This is a genomic window from Parasedimentitalea nitratireducens (assembly GCF_057444295.1).
Genome location: NZ_JBYAXC010000001.1, coordinates 466,464 through 486,477 on the forward strand (window position 1 = coordinate 466,464; position 20,014 = coordinate 486,477).

A 20,014-nucleotide genomic window follows, 5' to 3' on the forward strand; every position below is an offset into this window, starting at 1 on the left:
CCGGCTAGATCAGGCTATCCATTTTGCGCGCCAATTTGGCGTCCTGTGTGCTGACCCCGCCAACATCATGTGTGGTCAGCACCACCGTCACCCGGTTGTAGACATTGCTCCATTCCGGGTGGTGGTTCCATTTCTCGGCCCAGATAGCAGCGCGAGTCATCCAGCCAAAGGCATCCACAAAGCTATTAAACTCAAACGTCTTGGTGATTGCATCGCGACCATCAACCATCGCCCAACCTGTCTGGAACAAAGGGTCTAACAGCGGTCCACGGGTTGCCTCAGACAGTTTCTCGGTCATTGCTGTTCCTCCACGACGTGTTTCTTGAATGGCCCATAGTCGGTCAATATTTCAATCTCTTCTTCGGTTGCAGCACACTCTGCCTCCAGATAGCGCGCCACGGCCTCAGCAAACCCCGGATCCCCCAGCCAGTGCAAGGAATGTGTTTGCGTTGGCAAATACCCGCGCGCCAGCTTGTGCTCCCCCTGTGCCCCAGCCTCGATCCGGGAAAGCCCCATTTCAATGGCTAGGTCCATAGCCTGATAATAGCACAATTCGAAATGTAGACAGGGGTGGTGCTCAACACATCCCCAGTATCGCCCGTACAGAGTATCTCGACCAATGAAATTCAACGCCCCAGCGACATACCGACCGTCACGACGCGCCATGATCAGCGCCATGTCATCCGCCATAGTTTCGTGCGCAATGTCGAAGAAGGCGCGTGTGAGATAGGGAGACCCCCACTTGCGGGCCCCAGTATCCTGATAGAATTCCCAGAAAGCATCCCAATGTTGGGGCTGCAGATCACCGCCGATCAGCACTTCGATCTCGCCACCAAAACTCTGGGCCTGCGCGCGTTCCTTGCGGATATTCTTACGTTTGCGTGACGAGAGGCTGGCGAGGAAACCCTCAAAGTCGCGGTAGTTGTGATTGAGCCAATGAAACTGCTGGGTCAGCCGCGGCATTAATCCCATCTGCTTACCTGCTTCGGCTTCTGCTGCCGTGCAAAATGTAACGTGCAGCGACGACAGCTGATTGTTGGCTGCAAGCTGCACCGCCCCCTGCACCAACGCCGAGAGACCCACAGTTTCGAACTCTGGAAGCGTCAAGAACCGGCGCCCCGTAACCGGCGTAAACGGCACCGCCATCTGCAGTTTTGGGTAATAGCGTCCACCCGCTTGCTCAAATGCATGCGCCCAGTTGTGATCAAAGATATACTCACCCTGGCTATGCGACTTGGCATACATCGGCGCGCATGCGATCAGTTGCCCCTGCAGATAAGCCGTCAGATATTGCGGCTGCCAGCCGGTTCCCCGCCCCACCGAGCCGCTATCTTCCAAGGCTTTGAGAAACCGATGAGTGGTGAACGGATCATATGCGCGCGCGCCATCCGCAGTTTCCGGGCAAGCGCAGGCATCCCACTGGGCAGCAGGGATCTGCTCCAGCGAGCTGAGCAGTTGAATTTCGATCTGCGCTTGGTCCATATCTCCCCCTACCCTGCACTATTTGGGCAGGGGTATCCGGCGATCAAGTCGGCAGCTCTGAAAGATACTTTTCAAAGGTCACGTTGTCGGCAAAAGCGCGTGCTGCAAGTTCTTCTTCTCTTGACGTGATGGTCCAGCAAAGAACCGGAACACCGCTGTCGCGGATCTGCTGCACCCGGGGGCGATCCAGATCAAAGGCTTCGTGACTGATAAAGCAGGCCTGCGACGACTCGAAATCCGGAATATCGCGGAGCCTGTCACAGATTTCTGGTGTCAGTTCCGGCCAATCCCTTGGATCATAGGCGCTGGTGACTATTCCACGGGGCAATTCAGGTGCCAATTGCGCCAACTTAGCTGTTGAGTGAGGATTGAAGGACATCAGAGCCACAGGCCTGTTGTAGTCTTTTAACGCGTCGACCGTCACCTGTTCTAGCTGGCCGATCTTGTCGCCCATCAGCCCATCCTGATCTTTCAGCTCGATCAGCAACGGCACTTGCCCAGCGACCAGCTCCAAGATTTCCGGCAGATCGGGAATACCTTCGCCATCGCCACCTTTCAGCGGAATGGCTTGTGCCTCGGCACGGCTACGTAGGTTGATCAAGCCTGTCCCATCTGCCAGCCGATCGAGTTCATAGTCATGAAAAACCATAGCGTGACCATCAGCACTCAGCTGAAGGTCAATCTCGATCCCGTAACCGGCAACAATCGCCGCGCGGATAGCCGCGCGGCTGTTTTCAGGACGCCCATCATTCACATCATGCAAAGCACGATGTGCTACAGGAATACGTATGAAGGCGTCAGGTAGTGTTGGTCTCATTTGATCTGGAACACACCATCAATTTCGACAGCAACACCCAGCGGCAGCGAAGGTGAGCTGACGGCAGAACGTGCGTGACGCCCGATATCGCCTAGCGCCTCGACAAGGAAATCCGACGCACCGTTGATCACCATTGGTTGCTGAGTGAAATCACTGGTTGAGTTCACAAAAGCGCCCAGCTTGACCACACGCACCAACCGATCAAGATCCCCACCACAGGCTGACTTAAGTTGGGCCAGCAGCGCAATGGCACAACGTTTGGCCGCAGCCGCGCCAGTCTCGACATCCATGTCGTCGCCCAGTGTTCCAGTGATCAGGCCATTCTCGTCAGCCGAAATTTGACCCGAGATATACACCATGTCGCCCGCAACAACATACGGCACATAGTTGGCCGCCGGAGCCGGAGCGTCGGGCAAAGTAACACCCAGTTCTTTCAGTTTTGCCTCAATGCTCATGACATCAATCCTCCAAGATGCGTTTCGCGGCGACGCTAACCGGGAAGGTCAGCAGCGAAAAGAGCAAAAATGCAGGCGGCAATCAGCTTTCGCGGAATGCCTTGGTAAAATAGTCTGCCAGTGGTTTGATCAGATACGAAAGTGGTGAGTGATCTGCGGTGCGGATGTAACTTTCAACGGGCATGCCGGGGATCAGTGCAATTCCCTCGGGCAGCTTGCTGATTTCGCCTTCGTTCAACTCGATTTCAGCACGATAATAGGGCTGACGACTGGCCTCATCCTCGAACGAATCCGCCGAAATCTGCATGACAGTGCCAAACAGTTCCGGGGTTTGTCGTTGATCCAAAGCCGAGAACCGCAGCGTGACCGATTGGCCAACATAAATCTCATCGATATTGATAGGCGACACCTGCGCCGCAACGACCAATGGGCGATCCTGAGGCACCAAGTACAAAACGGGTTCAGCTGGGCGGATCACTGATCTTGGAGTGTGAACTTGAAGCCCATAGACAATTCCCGATACAGGGGCCCGAATATCCAAACGCTCTAATCGCTCTATCAACGATCGCCTCTTCTCAGCCAGTTCCAGTTCCTGATACCGCAGGTCCCGCAGCCGGGTAATGGCCTCTTCGCGCTGGCGCGTTCCTAATTTCAGGATCTCAATCTCAGTTTCAGTTATGCGACCTTCGGCTTGTGCTTCGGTTGCAATGAGTTCTCCCAGAGAGCCCTGCAAATCAGCAGACGTACGGCGCAGGTTCAAAACGGTACCAGCCTGTGCCAGCCCTCGATCAAGCAGAGTTTGCTGGTTAGCCAATTCTTCGCCGATCAGTTCTAGCTGAAGAGCCAACGACTCTTGCTGGGCTTTAATACCTTTGATCTGATCCCTGATTTGCGCGCGACGCTTCTCTAGCTGTTCGATTTCTCGCCCAACCGTTTCACGGCGTGCATGGAACAACCGGAGTTGCCCAGCCATAAACTCTTCTACTTCAGTTCGGGTCTGGGCGAGTTCCATCAGCTCGGCTTCAAACTGAACCTCTGCCGCGTCATCTCGCTCAGCTTCCAATCGCCCTCGACGAGCGGTTAACTCAAACAGCTGCCCTTCGGTGATCACCAATTGTGAGCGCAGCTGATTGGCGTCAAGCCGCAGCAAGGTTGCCCCCTCGTTAACGGTATCACCTTCTTCAACCAGAATTTCAGAGACAATGCCGCCATCCAGATGTTGGACTACCTGTCGGTTCTGATCGACCTCTATCCGACCGCTGGCGACAACGGCGCCTGCAATCGAAGACATTACAGACCAGGTGCCAAATCCGCCAACCAAAAGAAGAAGACCCAGCAGACCGACTATCATTGGCCGTCGCGCAGACCAGGTACGTTCAGCGCTCATTTTGCCCGTCCCGCTGCAGCTGCAGCCGTCTTTTGGATTTTCTCATGATTTGTTACCATCTGGCGTAGCACCTGATCTTTGGGCCCAAAGGCGGTTTGATTGCCCTGATCGACCACCAACAACAGATCGCATTCTTGAATTGCAGCTGGCCTGTGCGCCATGATCAACACGGACTTCCCTTCGGATTTCAAACTCTTGATGGCCATGTTCAGCGCCACGGACCCTTCGTTGTCTAGGTTAGAGTTTGGCTCATCCAGGATCACAATAACCGGATCATCAAAGAGAGCTCGCGCCAGGGCAATACGCTGCATTTGACCGCCAGACAAACGGCCACCACCCGCACTAATTCGGGTGTCATAACCCTCGGGCAACTTCGTAATCATCTCATGAGCGGCAGCCTTTTTTGCTGCTGCGACCACTTTCTCGGAGTCGGGCATTTCCGACAATCTCGCGATATTCTGCGCTATTGTCCCTTCGAACAACTGAACCCGCTGTGGCAAGTAACCAATGTGTTGGCCCAAGACATCTGGCGCGTATTGATCCAAAGCTGCACTGTCCAGACGTACGGTCCCAGCCGCAGCCTTCCAAACGCCAGTTAATGCCCGAGCCAATGTTGATTTCCCCGAACCCGATGGACCAATCACACCAAGCGCCTGCCCTGGTCCCAGTGCGAAGGACATGTTCCTAAGTTGTGGCGTTTTTTCTCCGGGGGGCACCACGGTCACGGCTTGCACTTCCAGCCGCGCTTGGGGCTTGGGAAGCGCCAGTCGCTCGTCCTCTTCAGGAACCTTGGTCAACAATTCTGCCAAGCTATGCCAGCCTTTTCTTGCCCGCTGTACCAGCACCCACTGGCCCAATGCGAGTTCGATTGGCGCCAGCGCCCGCCCTAGAAGGATCGAACCAGCAATCATCGCACCGGGGGAAACTTCTCCCTGCAGCACTAGGTATGCCCCCAAACCCAACATCGCGGATTGGAGGAAAAGCCGCAGGGTCTTGGTGACCGAGGTAAAGCTGCCGCCAACATCATTGGCAGCCACGCTTTCAACTAAGGCAGCCTCGCGGGCTACTTTCCAGCGACCAAATGCTGCCCCTCGCATCCCCATGGACTGGATCATTTCAGCTTCCGAACGGATTTCCTCGGACATCAGGCTCGCACGGTGCGCCGCTATATTGGCCTCCATTTGAGGTACCCGCGAAAAAAGCTGGTTCAATAAAGCAATGAACACCAATAGGGCTCCGCCACAGATAGCCAGCAGCCCCAGCCAAGGGTGAAACAGCGCGATCCCAGCTAAGAAAATTGGGGTCCACGGTAGATCAAATGCGGCCATCAACACCGGAGAAGCCATCAACCGCTGTACCGACTCCAAGTCAGACAGCCCTGTTTGGGCCACCGGATCCGGCGCCACCGCCGAGCGGCGAATCATCGCGTCGAATACCCGCCTGTCCAACGCCGCCTGAAACCGCGCGCCAACCCGCGCCATGATCCGCCCGCGGGAATAATCCAGCAGGCCCATCATGCCATAAAGAAACACCACCAACAGCGACAACGCCACCAGTGTTTGTTCAGACCGGCTGCCCAGCACCCGGTCATAGACCTGCATCATGTACAAAGGCCCGGTTAGCATCAGCATGTTGGCAAAAAAGCTGAAAACACCCACGGCCCAGTATAGCCTGCGACTGCGGCGACGTATGCCCGTTAGCTCGTCTAACCCATTTTTATATTGTTGATTTGTCATAATGCGCCTGCAGTAGCTCGTCGTAAGTGCCGGTTATAGGGTACCGTTACACACATCAGGTTAACTTGAAATATGTTCTAAATCTGCCACAAGGGAACAAACAATACATCCTCCCTCTGGGAACGCTACTGATTACCTATAAATCAGTGGCGGGCTGAGGGCCTGCTGCTGATAGACGGACACTGAGGCGAATGAAGCTAACGCTGCGACAAATTTTTATTCTGGTTACTCTACTACTGGCTGGATTAACTGCTGGATGTGCAAGACAAGGGTCCGACGCGCGCGCCGCGGGCGATGTCTTTGACCCATATGAAGGCGTCAACCGAGCGATCCACGACTTCAACCTTGGCGTTGACCGGGTTGCTTTTCGTCCAGCATCCAAAGGGTATGTGAGTGTCATTCCGCCAGATATGGTCACCAGCTTCGGCCTATTCGCTGAAAACCTATCGATGCCGGGTCAAGCTGTGAATGCACTGTTGCAGGGCAACCTGAAAGAATCCGGCATTGCGGTGTCACGCTTCTTCATCAACAGCATTTTTGGAATTGCCGGGTTGGGTGATCCCGCATCCGATTTTAAAGTGCCTCGTGTTGATACGGATTTTGGTGAAACCCTGCATGTTTGGGGCTTTGGCGAAGGGGCATATGTCGAACTTCCCTTATACGGGCCCTCGACATCGCGCGATGCCATTGGCGTTGTCGCAGACTTTTTCACAAACCCAATCACCTTTGCCCGGCAAAACCCCGCCGACAACATAGGTGTCTACGCTGAGATCGTGCGCCGAATGGGGGATCGCGGTAATTACTCAGCAACAGTAGATTCGATCCTATATGAAAGTGCTGACAGCTATGCTCAGGCCCGTTTGATCTACTTGCAAAACCGCCGCTTTGAGCTGGGTGGCGATCAAGAAGCCTATGACGGTGTCTATGGCGACCCCTACTCTGACCCTTATGAGGACATCTATGCCGAATAAACTGTTCAGCCGCCGCTCCTTCTTCGCCCAGGCCATGTCGGGCCTAGGCTTGGCACTGCTGCCTTTGCCTGCATTGGCAATCAGTGAGGATGGAGCCCGAGCGCTGGTCGGCAGCGTTGTGGGCGATATCAACAAGGTGATTGGATCCGGAAAATCCGAAGCGGCCATGATCCGGGATTTTGAAAAGATCTTTGTTCGCTACGCTGATGTACCAATTATGGCGCAATATGCTCTTGGTGTTGACGGCCGTCGCGCATCCAAGGCCCAGATGCGATCCTTCACCAAAGCCTTTCAAGGCTATATCTCGCACAAATATGGCAGGCGTTTCCGTGAATTCATCGGTGGAGACATCGAAGTGAAATCCGCACGCAAGATCCGGGCTGGGTATGAAATAAAGTCCATCGCCAAACTGCAGGGCCAAGCTCCGTTCGAAGTCACTTTTCTGGTATCAGACAAGTCCGGCAAAGATAAGTTTTTCAATATGTTCATCGAAGGCGTGAACCTGCTGTTGACCGAACGTACAGAAATCGGCGCGATGCTTGACCAGCGCAAAGGCAACATCGACAAGCTGATATCGGATCTCAAAAAGATGAGCTAAGCGCTCTTGCCGCGCCCATTCCAAACAGTCTGAGCACGGCACGCGCTGCCGTGCCTGCCCTTCTCTCCGCACCCGCTTCCCTAGATCAATGGCTGCCGCGTCAGCGCAGCCTATTGGTGATTCTGGTCGACTTTGCCACCTTGCGCCGCGCTTGCGCGGCGCCGGACCCAACGGGGGCGGGCCTCTGGTTAGGAGGCCTGCGACGGGCAGGAGCCCCACTTGCGGGGGCACTAATTGCCAAACAATTCTTTCAAGAAATTGTCCACCGCGCGCCCAACGTTCTGACCAGGTTTGCCGCCATTGTTGCGACGCTCTCGGGTGGTTTGAGTTGGAGGCGCAATCGGCTGTGGGGCTTGCATAGGTAGCGCCACAGGTGTCAGCCCCTCATGCACACGGATCATCGTTTCCCGCCAAATCTCGGCGGGCAGCCCGCCACCGGTTACACCTGACAGCGGTGTATTGTCATCGTAGCCCATCCAAACGCCTGCGACATACTCGGCCGTGAAGCCAATAAACCAGGCATCCCGCGCCGCCTGAGTGGTGCCGGTTTTGCCCGCCACCTGCCAGCCCGGCAACTGCGCCCTGGCTCCGGTTCCCTCCGAAACCACTTTCTCCATCATCCAGGTCAATTGCTGGGCCGCGCTGTTTTGGATCACCCGTTCGCCCATACCACCACTGGTGCCGATCACCGGTGCATCATCGCCCATCAGCTGCAATTCAACCAAGCCATAAGGCGTCACCGAAGAGCCACCGTTAAGGATACCAGCATAGGCACCGGTCATCTCAATCAGAGTACTTTCCGATGCACCAAGCGCCAGGGCCGGACCATCCGCCAGATCGCTGGAAAGCCCAAACTCACCTGCCACTTGGCGAACCAAATCTCGCCCCACAGCTTCGGAAACTTTGACCGCCGGAATATTCAGCGAGTCCCTTAGCGCGCGCGCAAGTGTCACTTCACCATAGAACTTGTGGGTGTAGTTCTTGGGGCACCACTGCCCGGATCCGGCAATGTTCAGACAGTACTTTGCGTCCAACACCTTATCCAGTGGTGAGTATCCCAATTCCAACGCGGTCGCATAGACAAAGGGCTTAAAAGCGGAACCCGTTTGCCGTTGCGCTTGGCTGGCGCGGTTGAACACACCTGACACACGGGTTTCGCGCCCACCAACCATGGCGCGAACCGCACCATCGGCGCTCATCACCACAATCGCGGCCTGCGCTTTAGACCCTTCGCGCACCTTATTTTCAAAAATGTAAGCCATCGCCTCTTCGGCGGCGGTCTGCAAGCGTTGGTCCAGCGTCGTTCGAATAATCACATCTTCGGTGGTTTGATCGCCAAAGAAGCTTGGGATCTTATCCATCACCCAATCGGCAAAATAGCCTCCGGCACGCGCAGCGGCGGCCTCGCTTAGCTGCGCAGGATTATCTCGCGCGCCCTGTGCCTGCGCCGTTGTCAAATAGCCCTGAGTTTCCATCAGCCCAACGATCACCTGAGCCCGGTCTTGCGAGCGCTGCAGGTTGTTGGTCGGCGCATAGCGTGTTGGTGCCTTGAGCAAACCCGCCAACATCGCGGCTTCTGCGGCGTCAACCTCGGCGGCTGACTTGCCAAAGTAACGCTGGCTGGCCGCTTCAAACCCGCGTGCCCCGGCGCCAAGAAAGGCGCGATTCATATAGATCGTCAGAATTTCGTCTTTAGAGTATTTTGTCTCCATCGCCATGGCATAAATGGCCTCTTTGACCTTACGCCAAAGCGACCCCTGTCGGCAGTCGGACTCATATGCCCGCTCACTTTCCCAAACATCGGCGTCATAAACCACGCCCAAGCACAGCAGCTTGGCTGTTTGCTGGGTAATGGTTGAGCCACCGTGACCAGACAAAGGCCCACGGCCTTCACGCAAGTTGATCCGCACAGCACTGGCCACGCCACGTGGTGAGATGCCAAAATGTCCATAAAACCGCTTATCTTCGGTGGCGATGATGGCGTTCTTCAGATGCGGCGAAACCGTTTGGGTGGTGACAACACCCCCAAATTGATCTCCCCTCCAGGCATAAACGTCGCCGTTGCGATCCAACATGGTAACCGAACCGCGTGCGCGACCATCTAGTAACGTCGCGAGTTCGGGCAGTTGCAAATAATGGTAGCCCACCGCCAACCCAACCAGCAGCGTCATCACCATGCCAATGCGCCAGGTGAATCCCCAGAACAAGCCAAACACCCATCTAAACAACCCGAAGAAGGCCGCGCCGATACGCCCCAGAATACCCTTGGGCTTACCTCGCGTGGACTTGCGAGGGGCCGCCTTCCGAGCAGCTGGCCTACGTGCTGGAGACTTGCGTGACTTAGGCTTGTTCTCGGCGATCTTGTCACCACCAATCAACCGCGCCAGCCAGTTGCCGGATTGTTTTTTTGATTTGCCTGCAGGCTTGCGTGCTGGTGCCTTACGGCTACCAGTCGAATAGCGTTTGTCTGCCACCAGCGGCTTGCGCCCTGATCCTTTTGCCATGCCAATATCCTGCTCGGTGTGCCCGTTTTCAGCACCATACCCCGTTAGTCAAACTTTGTTGAGGGGGAGTTTTTGAGCCAACACAGCTTCACGTTGCGATTATTAATTAGGCAAAGCTTATTATTTGAGCATTTTTATTGCGCCTTTCATCCAAGAACCAGCTCTCACCCCGCTCCAGGCATTCCCCCGACTCAGGCCAGCCGCTTGTTTGGGGCTGCAGAGACCAAGGCACGAGACCTGGGGAAAGGATGCTGAGATGAAAATGATCATAGCTGCAATCAAGCCATTCAAGCTGGAAGAGGTTCGCGAAGCGCTGACCGACATCGGTGTTGCAGGCCTGATGGTAACCGAAATCAAGGGGTTTGGCGCACAGGCGGGCCATACCGAGATTTACCGTGGCGCAGAGTACGAAGTGAATTTTGTGCCCAAGATGAAACTAGAAATCGTAGTGGCGGCAGATCAGGCCGACCAGGTGGTGGAAACCATCACCAATACAGCCCGCACCGGCAAGATCGGTGACGGCAAGATTTTTGTGCTGGATGTGGCTCAGGCGGTGCGGGTGCGCACCGGCGAGACAGATCTGGAAGCACTCTGAGCGAACGGCCAAGAAGGAATATCAGATGAACTCCCTTAAACTCCCACTCGCCGTTGCAGCGCTTGTCGCGCTCCCCGCGATCGGCTTTGCCCAAGACGCTGATGTCACCCCTCCGAACAGTGAAATCGGCTTTATCTTTACCACCTTCATGTTCTTGATCGCCGGTTTCCTGGTGTTCTGGATGGCTGCTGGTTTCACCATGCTCGAAGCGGGCTTGGTTCGCGGCAAGAACGTGACCATGCAGCTAACCAAGAACATGGGCCTGTTTTCATTTGCAGCAATTGCCTACTACGTCGTTGGCTACAACCTGATGTACCCCGGCGATGGATGGACCATCAACGGCATCCTTGGCGCCTTTTCTATGACCTCGCTTGAGCCGGTTGGCCTGGACGGTATGGAGCCAGACCTGACCTACGCCTCGGTTGGTTCCGACTTTTTCTTTCAGCTGATGTTCTGCGCAACCACTGCGTCGATCGTATCAGGTACTATGGCAGAACGGATTAAGCTGTGGCCGTTCCTGGTCTTTGTGATCATCCTGACCGCATTCATCTACCCAATCCAGGCTTCCTGGAAGTGGGGCGGTGGTTTCTTGCAGGAAATGGGTTTCCAGGATTTCGCCGGTTCAACAGTCGTACACTCGGTTGGTGGATGGGCCGCCCTGATGGGTGCACTGATCCTGGGACCACGTATCGGCAAGTATAAAGCTGGCAGAACTATTCCGATGCCAGGTTCTAACCTGCCGCTGGCAACTCTGGGTACCTTCATTCTGTGGCTCGGTTGGTTCGGCTTCAACGGTGGCTCGCAGCTCTATATGGACACTGCCGCAAATGTTGCTGACATTAGCCGGATCTTTGCCAACACCAACGCCGCCGCCGCTGGTGGAGCCGTCGCCGCAATGTTGCTGACACAGTTCATGTACAAGAAACCTGACCTGACAATGATCCTGAACGGCGCGCTGGCTGGCTTGGTATCTATCACCGCTGAACCGTTGTTCCCGTCGCTGGGCATGGCCACACTGATTGGTGCTGCTGGTGGTGTGATCGTGGTTCTTGTTGTTCCGCTGCTGGACAAATTCAAGATCGACGATGTTGTTGGTGCAATCCCAGTTCACTTGGCTGCTGGCATCTTTGGTACTTTGGTTGTGCCGCTGAGCAACCCTGATGCATCCCTCTTCGTCCAGCTGAAGTCTGTTGTGATTGTCGGTATCTTTGTATCCGTAGTCTCGGCCGCGGTCTGGCTAGCGCTGAAAGCCATCGTTGGCATTCGTGTTACAGAAGAGGACGAGATCAACGGACTGGATATGGCGGAACTGGGGATGGAAGCCTACCCCGAGTTCTCCAAACTCTAATCCACTCACGGATGACTATGAAGCCGACGCGGCCCTTTCGGGGGCCGCGTTTTGCTTTACCCCCCAGGAATTCGACACAAAAAAACGCGCTCTCCAACGGAAAGCGCGTTGTATTTGTTTTGATGTCGGCTTGCCTAGACGCCGGCGTCGATGATCGACTTGGCCAGGATTGGTACCGTATCGGCATTTAGTCCGGCGATATTCATCCGGCTATCACCGACCATGTAGATCCCATCATCTGCGCGCATCTGTTCAACCAGATCAGGCGAGGTACCCAATAGTGAGAACATGCCACGGTGTTGCGCCAGGAAGCCAAAGCGGTCAGAACCAGACAAGCGCTGCAGCTCGTCCGCAAGCTGTTGACGCAGGCTCAGCATACCCAGACGGGTTTCTTCCAGTTCAGCCGCCCAATCAGCGCGCAGGGCGTCGTCGTTCAGGATCATGGTGACCAAACGCGCACCGTGATCTGGCGGGAACGAGTAATTCTGGCGGTTCAAAAATGCCAGTGTACCCTGATTTAGCTTCTGCGCCGAGGCATCGTTCGACACCATCATTAGCAAACCGGTCCGCTCGCGATAGATGCCAAAGTTCTTGGAACAGCTCGCCGCGATCAGGCATTCGGGAGTACCCGAAGCCACCAACCGCACACCGGTCGCGTCTTCTTCCAGGCCGTCACCAAAGCCCTGATATGCAATGTCGATCATCGGCACCAAGCCGCGCTCGTTCATCAGCGCGATGACTTCTTTCCACTGCACCTCGTTCAGGTTGGCACCTGTTGGGTTGTGGCAGCAGCCATGCAGCAGGATGACGTCACCTTTGACCGCAGTTTTCAGGTCTTCGATCATACCGTCAAAGTTTACGCCACGGGTCTCGCGGTCAAAATAGCGGTAAGTGACAGTTTCAATGCCAACGTAGTTCAAGATTGAAACATGGTTGGGCCAGGTTGGATCGGACACAAACACCCGCGCCGAAGGGTTAGCCATCTGGATCAATTCAAACGCCTGACGCACTGCGCCAGTACCGCCCGGAGTGGCTGCCGCTGCGATATTGTCGCGTGGCACTACACCACCCAGGATCAGCTTGATCATGGCATCGGAATAGGCCGGATCCCCAACGAGACCTACGTAAGACTTGCTGGTCTGCTCTTCCCACAGCTTATGCTCGGCCGCCTTGATGGCCCGCATCACTGGCGTCACACCCTGAGCATTTTTGTAGACCCCAACGCCAAGATCAATTTTGCTCTCGCGCGGGTCCTCGCGGAACTTCTGCATCAGCGCCAGAATTTTGTCGGCGGGCTGTGATTTCAGGGTTTCGAACATCAGTTCTCTCCGGTTGCAACGGGTAAGGTAGGAAAGGCGCCCCATTCGGTCCAGGAGCCGTCATAGACGGCATGGTCGTTTTTGCCGATACGCTCTAGCGCCAGGCTCAGAACAGCGGCAGTAACGCCCGATCCGCAAGTGGCTATAGCTGGCTTGGCCAAATCCACCCCTGCGGCTTCAAAAATCGAACGCAGCTTGTCGGCAGGCTTCATGGTGCCATCTTCATTCAACAGCGTCGTGAACGGTACGTTTTTGGATCCGGGAATGTGGCCCGCGCGCAGCCCTTGACGAGGTTCAGGGACCTCACCACGGAACCGCTCGGCGGCGCGGGCATCAATGATTTCATGATCCCCCAATTTGGAGGCGGACGAAACCTGCGTCACATCGCGCACCATCTGGTTTTGCACCCGCACTGTCATGTGGCGATCCCGGATCACCGGAGGCATGTCTTCAACTTCTCGCCCCTCGGCTTTCCACTTCGGAAACCCGCCATCCAAAACGGCAACGTTGAATTGCCCCATCAGCCGGAACAACCACCAAACACGGGCGGCCGAGAAAAGGCCAAGCCCATCATAAACCACCACCTGGTGACCATCACCCACTCCCATGGCGCGCAGCCGCGACATGAACTTCTCAACTGGTGGCACCATATGCGGCAGCTCTGACCGGTGATCAGAAATCTCATCGATATCAAAATACCGCGCGCCAGGAATATGACCTGCGTCATACTCTGCGCGCGCATCACGCCCTAGCGCGGGCATCATCCACGAAGCATCCAACAACCGTAGATCAGGATCTTTCAGATGAGCTGCCAGCCATTCAGTGGAAACAAGTGTCTTCGGATCGTCCTGCATGAATTTCTCCCTAGGCGCGTTGTCCAAGGCCTACTATCGGCCGCAAGGAGTCGCAAGGAAAAGACATGAGGTTTTAGGCTCTTGGCGGTGGGATTGGGCAGAAATTCCGGTGAATTTATTCACTTCACCCTTCAGCAAGGGATTTCCTCATGTTGAAACCCGTCACCTGAAACCCAGCAGCTTGGTACAGATGCTGCGCCCGGTCATTGTCTGCAGCCACACGCAGCCTGATGTCGCAATGTCCAGCCCCAGCATATTCAGCCTCAAGCGCCACTAGCGCATCCCTAGCGTAACCCATTCCACGATGTGGTGGTAGAATGCAAAAATCACTGATGAAAACTGTCCTAGTCCCCGGCTTACACCAGAAATACCCCACAACCGTGTCATCATTGATTTCGCCAGTCACGATACAAAACAGGTCCTGCCCCGGACTATCAATCCCCTGCCCGAGATCCGCCACGACTTCTTGCTCCGCCTGTGCACGGGCCGACGGAGGATCGATATCGTAGTTAGACGAGATTTCGGCCGCATAGTCGGGAATGAAATAAGCAAGATAGTCCTGAAACTCATCAGTCTGCATCTTACGAAGACGTATCATTTTTATCCCCGTGCAAACCGACAAGGACGTCTTGCCCTTAGCTGTGATCTTTCATCAACCGCGACTTCTGCCGAGACCAATCCCGCTTGGCCTCCGAGGCCCGCTTGTCGTGGTTCTGCTTACCTTTGGCGATGCCGATCTTCAGCTTCACCAGTCCCTTGTGATTGAAGTACATCACGATAGGAACCAACGTCATACCTTTGCGCTGGGTCGCGTTCCACAGATTGGACATTTCCTTGCGCGACACCAGCAATTTACGGCGGCGGCGCTCAAGGTGTTTAAACGTCTTAGCCCGCTCATAGGGCGCGATGTAGCTATTCACCAACCACAATTCGCCATCTTCAACCGCCGCATAGCTTTCGGCGATGTTCGATCCCCCCATCCGCAGGCTTTTAACCTCTGACCCTTCCAGGATGATGCCACACTCCAGGTCATCATTGATCGCGTAATCATACCGCGCGCGGCGATTTTCGGCGATAACCTTATAGTTCGGATCTGTTTTCTTTTTCTGGGCCATGGAGTGCAGATGTAAGCCCGACGACGACTGGACGCAAGATGGCGTGCAAGCGCTTCTCGAAGTTAGATCCCGGTAACTTGCTGATTTTGGAGTTCCCCCCCTTGTGTCCGCACCAAAGCAGGACAAGCCACGGGGCGCAGCTTGTCATAGGCAATATGGAACACATACGCGTATCCAGCATAAAAAAGGGTCAGTCCCAGATTAAATGACAACGCCTGCAGAAAGCTGTGCCCTGCCACATACATCATTAAGGGACACGTGATCATCACCGCAGTAACCTCATGCGAGAACGCATGGAATACACGCATCTTATGCGGCCTGTCGCTGGCAAGCCGGTTCGCGAATTTGAGTTCACATCGGTCGAAAACGTAATTGTGCAGCGGGGACCAGACAAGGATGACAGCGGAAAACAACGCAATCAACGTAACCCCGTCGGCCATCGGCGCTCCTGCTAGAACAGCATAGAGTGGCGACACCACCACCACACCCGTAATTTCAAAAGATAGGGTCTGTATCACGCGTTCACGCAGAGATCTAAGTGCCATAAGACCGCTTCGATCCAGCAACACTCTCCAGAGCCTTATTGGCCTTTTTGTTCACCATCGCGCTACTTTCCCCAGCCTCAGTAGTCACGAGGCACTCTTGCTCAGAGTTCCGTCCTACGTGAGTGTGGTTTTGCTGACAGTTCACATTTGGGAATGGACTTAGTTATTCTTTGGGTTGAGTACCGAAAAGATTCCAAGATCGAGGCATTGCTCTACAGTGCGTCCCTATTCCCACTTAAGATTTCCAGTTGAAAAGGCGCCCCAAACAAAGATGCAAATTCAGACCGAACAACTCCGCCAGCTTCTTAAAACTGTTGATCACCTATACGCAGCTGCCTGTGACCCCGCAAAATGGCCTGCTTTTCTATCTGAAGCAGCTCTACTGTTCGAGTCACAAGGCACCCAAATTGGACATCATGACCTAACCAATCACAGTCTCTCGTTCAGTCGGCTGCATGGATATGAGTGGGACGAAGCGCACTACCAGAAATACGACGAACTGATGCCCCAAGACCCACGTCTGCCCTATTTTTCACAAAACCCTTTCAAGCCTATTCATTGCAGAATGAACATCAGCGATGACGAACTGCACGCGACAGAGGTTTATAAAGAGGTTCTTGATCCCGGAGGCGTCGAATACTCGATTGGGGTAAACCTGACCGAAGAAACCCGATCGCTGTCTTACTTTTTGGCCCTGCGCAACAAGTCGCAAAACCGGTTTGGCAGTTCTGAGTGTTACCTCCTTCAAGAACTTATCCCACATTTAAATCGCGCCATCTTGCTACAACGAGACATCAACACGATCGATTTCGAGCGCAATATCGCGGCCGATACGTTGGATGGCATGGCCGTTGGCCTATGTGTGGTTGATCAATCGGGACACTTGAGGTTCAGCAATCGAACGGCACAAGACCTGCAGAGCGATAGCGACGGGCTGACTGTTACCAATGGCCGCCTAATTGCAACAGGTCAGTCCGGATCAGCCTTAAGAACCGCCATACGAAGTGTCGTCAGTCAGGCCCGAACCGGAACTTCGGTTGGCGGTATTCCCCTCCAGATCGATCGGCCCTCTGGGCGCGATCCCCTTGCCGTTCTGGTCGCAGCCCTCTTTGGCGACCATCTGAAGTCCGGCTGGGCCGGGTTGCGCGATCCATTAGCAATATTGATTATTCGCGATCCACGGCAACCGGTGGAAACGCGACACGAACTGCTGAGCAGAATGTACAGCCTCACGCCCAGTCAGGCACGCTTGGCCAACCTTTTGGTCAACGGGCTCTCCTTGCGTGACGCAGCGCAACAGGCTGACTTAACCGAGGCCAGTGCCCGGCAGTATCTGAAACTGATTTTTGGCAAGATGGGTGTCACTCGTCAAAGCGAAATGGTTCTCAAGGCCTTGAACCTGCCTCTACCAATCGGATTTTCTGGTGCCTGATGGCGCCTCTCAACCGCGTTACCGGGCCTTGCGCTCCCGCAGCACCGTAAACAGACCGCTGCCGATAATTATGGCGCTGCCTATTAACGTCAGCACATCCGGACGTTCGCCAAAGACCAAGACCCCCAACACCATGGCAAAAATCAACCGCGTGTAGCGAAACGGCGCAACAACCGAGATCTCGCCCAACCGCATGGCTCCAGTCAGGGCGTTGTACGCAATGACCCCAATCACAGTAGCCGCCAGCAACAGCCCCCAAACCTGCAAGCTTGGCCAGCTCGCGCCTCCCGTCCAGCCGAGTGACAGGATGCCAGCGATAATGAGCATCGCAAACCCATAAACACCCAATTGCAGATTAGACATCGACGGTGGTGCAGCGCGCGTTGCAAGATCTCGCCCAGCAAACCCAAGCGTACCAATTACGGCAAACATTGAAGCTGGTTCAAACCCACTCAGCCCAGGTCGCAGAATAAGCAGCACACCGCAGAAGCCAACCGCAATGGCCACCCAGCGTCGCCAGCCAACCTTTTCGCCAAAAAACACCACGGCTCCGGCGGCAACCACCAGCGGTGTCGCCTGCAAAACGGCCGAGGCCGACGACAACGGCGTCAATGCAATCGCCAAGGTAAAACACAACCGCCCTGTCACCTCTGCAATTGAGCGCAACAACAGCGGGCGCGTGCAAATCGCCGGGTGAAACATGCGCTGCCCCTGCGCACGCGCCTTGATCATAAAGATCACCATGCCTCCCAGACCAAACAGTATCAGGACCTGCCCAACCGGCAGGCTCTGGGTGGTGGATTTGATAAACATATCTTCCAGCGCAAAGGCCGCCATCGCCAATGCCATCAACAGGCTGCCGCGAACTGTATCCATTCCGATTGCTTTCACATGTTTCTGGTTCTGCAGCCAAAATTGCTATGGTCAACTGTGTCCAGAGGCAAGTGAAGCAGTTGATATTTTTAGGAATTGCCCTGCGACAAAACAGCTTGGCGATAGTGATGCATATTCAAGAAGGCCGCGCCGGTCTGCGTGCTGCGATAACCGTGGGGCGCATCTGCGGCGAACCGCAGTCCTTGCCCGGCAGACAAAGGCACCCAGTCCCCATCCCGCAGAACCTCCATCTCTCCCTCCAGCACAAAGACCTCTTCGGTCACACCGGTATCATGGGGCTGCGATTCATGGCTTTGTCCCGGTTGCAGGCTGACATGAAAGGTCTCGGCTCTCAGCGCCGGGTCAAACGGAAATACAATTTTCACCGCAATGCTGCCGGGAAACTGAACCGTTCTAAACACGCCACCGGTCTTGCCGGTCATCCGCGCGGTTTCATTTATCAGCGCCGTCAGCGGCAAATGAAACCCCTTGGCGATCTTCCACAACGTCGCAATCGTCGGGCTCGATTCACCCCGCTCAATCTGTCCCAGCATCGCCTTGCTTACCCCTGTTAGCTCTGCCGCTTTTGACAGGCTCAGGCCGGCCTCAGCCCGAATGCTGCGCAGATTAAGGGGGATGGATTCTTCGCTCATCTACTCGCCTGTCAAAAAAACCTTGTGCGTTATAGCGCACGATGTGTAGTGTGCGCTATAACGCACGCACCCTAGCCGACATACCAGCCAAGGAAAACCCACATGCTGAAGAGTTTGAAGCTTTCGCATTTTGCAGCTGGCGCAATTGTGGTTCTGGTCGGCTACACCAGTTCGGTTGCCATCATTTTCCAGGCGATTGAGACAGTTGGCGCAACTCAGGCCCAAGCCAACAGCTGGCTGGTGGCACTTGGTCTCGGCATGGGGCTGACAAGCTTTGTGCTGTCCCTTTGGTTTCGCATGCCTATCCTAACGGCCTGGTCCACCCCCGGTGCGGCTTTACTGGCAGTTGGCCTGAAAGATGTGCCCCTAGATCAGGCCGTTGGTGCCTTCATATTCTGTGGCGCGCTGCTGACACTGACCGGCCTCACCGGATGGTTCGAACGCCTGACAAAACTGATCCCTGATACACTCGCCAACGCCCTGCTGGCTGGCATATTGTTTCAATTCGGCCTGTCAGCCTTTACCGCGCTGAATGATGAAACCGCGCTGGTCGCTGTGATGGGAGCCGCATTCCTGTTAGGTCGCCTATACTTCCCGCGTTACAATATTCCGGTTGTCCTGCTTGCGGGTTGTGTTTGGGCCGCGTTTTCCGGATCGTTCGGTGACATGCAGCAACTGAACCTCAGCCTCAGCATGCCCGAATTTGTCAGCCCCAGCTTCTCGCTCCCTGTGCTGATCGGCATTGGCCTGCCGCTCTACATCGTCACCATGTGTTCGCAGAACATGCCTGGCGTCGTCACCCTACGCAGCGCGGGCTACCAGCCGCCTGTATCCGCCAGCCTGACGGTCACTGGCCTCGCCTCACTGTTACTGGCTCCATTCGGCGGCTACGCCTTTAACCTGGCCGCCATCACCGCTGCCATTTGCGCAGGCCCTGAGGCGGACGACGATCCTAAAACACGCTATTTCAGCAGCGTTATCGCCGGGCTGCTCTATTGTCTCGTCGGCCTTGGTGGAGCCACCGTGATTAGCCTCTTCCTGATCGCCCCCAAAGCTCTAGTCGCCACCATCGCAGGTCTCGCGCTGCTGTCGACCATCGGCAACAGCCTCTCCCACGCCCTGTCCGACACCCAAAACCGCGAGGCGGCGCTCATCACATTCATGAGCACGGTCTCCGGCATCAGTTTCTTTGGAATCGGTTCCGCTTTTTGGGCCTTGGTTCTGGGAATGATCGTCAATCAGGCGCTTAGCGCTCGAATACGCCACTCCAAACGCCAAACCGTCACCTCTTAGAACAAGCAAAAACCGGCCCACAGGGTACAAAACAACC

Annotated in this window: 20 protein-coding genes; 6 read left to right on the forward strand and 14 right to left on the reverse strand. The window is 55.3% G+C overall.

The features are described 5' to 3' along the window. Positions 1-4: 4 nt before the first annotated feature. From AC2T28_RS02415 to AC2T28_RS02440, 6 genes are all read right to left on the reverse strand, one after another. Positions 5-298 carry a 4a-hydroxytetrahydrobiopterin dehydratase gene (locus AC2T28_RS02415; protein WP_486747348.1) on the reverse strand — a complete coding sequence of 98 codons (294 nt, stop codon included), beginning with the start codon at positions 296-298 and terminating at the stop codon, positions 5-7. Next, complete coding sequence (locus tag AC2T28_RS02420) at positions 295-1,482, reverse strand: GNAT family N-acetyltransferase (protein ID WP_486747349.1); 1,188 nt, start codon at positions 1,480-1,482, stop codon at positions 295-297. The genes AC2T28_RS02415 and AC2T28_RS02420 overlap by 4 nt, the downstream gene beginning before the upstream one ends. Positions 1,483-1,525: 43 nt before the next feature. Continuing rightward, complete coding sequence (locus AC2T28_RS02425; RefSeq protein WP_486747350.1) at positions 1,526-2,299, reverse strand: glycerophosphodiester phosphodiesterase family protein; 774 nt, start codon at positions 2,297-2,299, stop codon at positions 1,526-1,528. Then, positions 2,296-2,754: a RidA family protein gene (locus AC2T28_RS02430; RefSeq protein WP_486747351.1), complete on the reverse strand. Its 459-nt coding sequence runs from the start codon at positions 2,752-2,754 to the stop codon at positions 2,296-2,298. The genes AC2T28_RS02425 and AC2T28_RS02430 overlap by 4 nt, the downstream gene beginning before the upstream one ends. Before the next feature lie 82 nt (positions 2,755-2,836). Beyond that, positions 2,837-4,141, reverse strand: a complete 1,305-nt coding sequence (locus AC2T28_RS02435; protein WP_486747352.1) for an HlyD family type I secretion periplasmic adaptor subunit — start codon at positions 4,139-4,141, stop codon at positions 2,837-2,839. Next, positions 4,138-5,877, reverse strand: a complete 1,740-nt coding sequence (locus AC2T28_RS02440) for a type I secretion system permease/ATPase (protein WP_486747353.1) — start codon at positions 5,875-5,877, stop codon at positions 4,138-4,140. The genes AC2T28_RS02435 and AC2T28_RS02440 overlap by 4 nt, the downstream gene beginning before the upstream one ends. A gap of 191 nt (positions 5,878-6,068) precedes the next feature. Here AC2T28_RS02440 and AC2T28_RS02445 point away from each other — a divergent pair, with 191 nt between their 5' ends. Then, complete coding sequence (locus AC2T28_RS02445) at positions 6,069-6,848, forward strand: MlaA family lipoprotein (protein WP_486747354.1); 780 nt, start codon at positions 6,069-6,071, stop codon at positions 6,846-6,848. Continuing rightward, complete coding sequence (locus AC2T28_RS02450) at positions 6,838-7,446, forward strand: MlaC/ttg2D family ABC transporter substrate-binding protein (protein WP_486747355.1); 609 nt, start codon at positions 6,838-6,840, stop codon at positions 7,444-7,446. The genes AC2T28_RS02445 and AC2T28_RS02450 overlap by 11 nt, the downstream gene beginning before the upstream one ends. 230 nt (positions 7,447-7,676) lie before the next feature. Here the strand turns inward: AC2T28_RS02450 and AC2T28_RS02455 are convergent, their stop codons facing one another. After that, complete coding sequence (locus AC2T28_RS02455) at positions 7,677-9,950, reverse strand: transglycosylase domain-containing protein (protein WP_486747356.1); 2,274 nt, start codon at positions 9,948-9,950, stop codon at positions 7,677-7,679. A 256-nt stretch (positions 9,951-10,206) separates the two neighbouring features. On the opposite strand from AC2T28_RS02455, the gene AC2T28_RS02460 reads away from it, so the two are divergent. Then, a complete protein-coding gene (locus AC2T28_RS02460; RefSeq protein WP_486747357.1) occupies positions 10,207-10,545 on the forward strand; it encodes a P-II family nitrogen regulator in 339 nt (112 codons plus the stop codon). A 25-nt stretch (positions 10,546-10,570) separates the two neighbouring features. Next, positions 10,571-11,893, forward strand: coding sequence for an ammonium transporter family protein (locus AC2T28_RS02465; protein WP_486747358.1), 1,323 nt, complete (start codon positions 10,571-10,573; stop codon positions 11,891-11,893). Between the two features lie 134 nt (positions 11,894-12,027). On the opposite strand, the gene AC2T28_RS02470 is transcribed toward AC2T28_RS02465, so the two are convergent. From AC2T28_RS02470 to AC2T28_RS02490, 5 genes are all read right to left on the reverse strand, one after another. Continuing rightward, positions 12,028-13,212 carry an amino acid aminotransferase gene (locus AC2T28_RS02470; protein ID WP_486747359.1) on the reverse strand — a complete coding sequence of 395 codons (1,185 nt, stop codon included), beginning with the start codon at positions 13,210-13,212 and terminating at the stop codon, positions 12,028-12,030. After that, positions 13,212-14,066, reverse strand: coding sequence for a 3-mercaptopyruvate sulfurtransferase (gene sseA, locus AC2T28_RS02475; protein ID WP_486747360.1), 855 nt, complete (start codon positions 14,064-14,066; stop codon positions 13,212-13,214). Before sseA ends, AC2T28_RS02470 begins: the two co-directional genes overlap by 1 nt. Before the next feature lie 124 nt (positions 14,067-14,190). Continuing rightward, positions 14,191-14,664 carry a GNAT family N-acetyltransferase gene (locus AC2T28_RS02480; protein WP_486747361.1) on the reverse strand — a complete coding sequence of 158 codons (474 nt, stop codon included), beginning with the start codon at positions 14,662-14,664 and terminating at the stop codon, positions 14,191-14,193. A gap of 37 nt (positions 14,665-14,701) precedes the next feature. After that, positions 14,702-15,181, reverse strand: a complete 480-nt coding sequence (smpB, locus tag AC2T28_RS02485; RefSeq protein WP_486747362.1) for an SsrA-binding protein SmpB — start codon at positions 15,179-15,181, stop codon at positions 14,702-14,704. Between the two features lie 62 nt (positions 15,182-15,243). Further along, a complete protein-coding gene (locus AC2T28_RS02490; RefSeq protein ID WP_486747363.1) occupies positions 15,244-15,726 on the reverse strand; it encodes a PACE efflux transporter in 483 nt (160 codons plus the stop codon). Positions 15,727-16,291: 565 nt separating this feature from the next. On the opposite strand from AC2T28_RS02490, the gene AC2T28_RS02495 reads away from it, so the two are divergent. Beyond that, positions 16,292-17,158 (forward strand): helix-turn-helix transcriptional regulator, encoded by an 867-nt coding sequence (locus AC2T28_RS02495; protein ID WP_486747364.1) that lies wholly within the window; start codon positions 16,292-16,294, stop codon positions 17,156-17,158. Between the two features lie 18 nt (positions 17,159-17,176). Here AC2T28_RS02495 and AC2T28_RS02500 read toward each other — a convergent pair whose 3' ends face one another. Both AC2T28_RS02500 and AC2T28_RS02505 read right to left on the reverse strand, forming a co-directional pair. Beyond that, positions 17,177-18,034, reverse strand: a complete 858-nt coding sequence (locus tag AC2T28_RS02500) for a DMT family transporter (protein ID WP_486747365.1) — start codon at positions 18,032-18,034, stop codon at positions 17,177-17,179. A gap of 86 nt (positions 18,035-18,120) precedes the next feature. Beyond that, positions 18,121-18,684, reverse strand: coding sequence for a helix-turn-helix domain-containing protein (locus AC2T28_RS02505; RefSeq protein WP_486747366.1), 564 nt, complete (start codon positions 18,682-18,684; stop codon positions 18,121-18,123). A 102-nt stretch (positions 18,685-18,786) separates the two neighbouring features. Here AC2T28_RS02505 and AC2T28_RS02510 point away from each other — a divergent pair, with 102 nt between their 5' ends. Continuing rightward, complete coding sequence (locus AC2T28_RS02510) at positions 18,787-19,977, forward strand: benzoate/H(+) symporter BenE family transporter (RefSeq protein WP_486747367.1); 1,191 nt, start codon at positions 18,787-18,789, stop codon at positions 19,975-19,977. Positions 19,978-20,014: the final 37 nt, after the last annotated feature.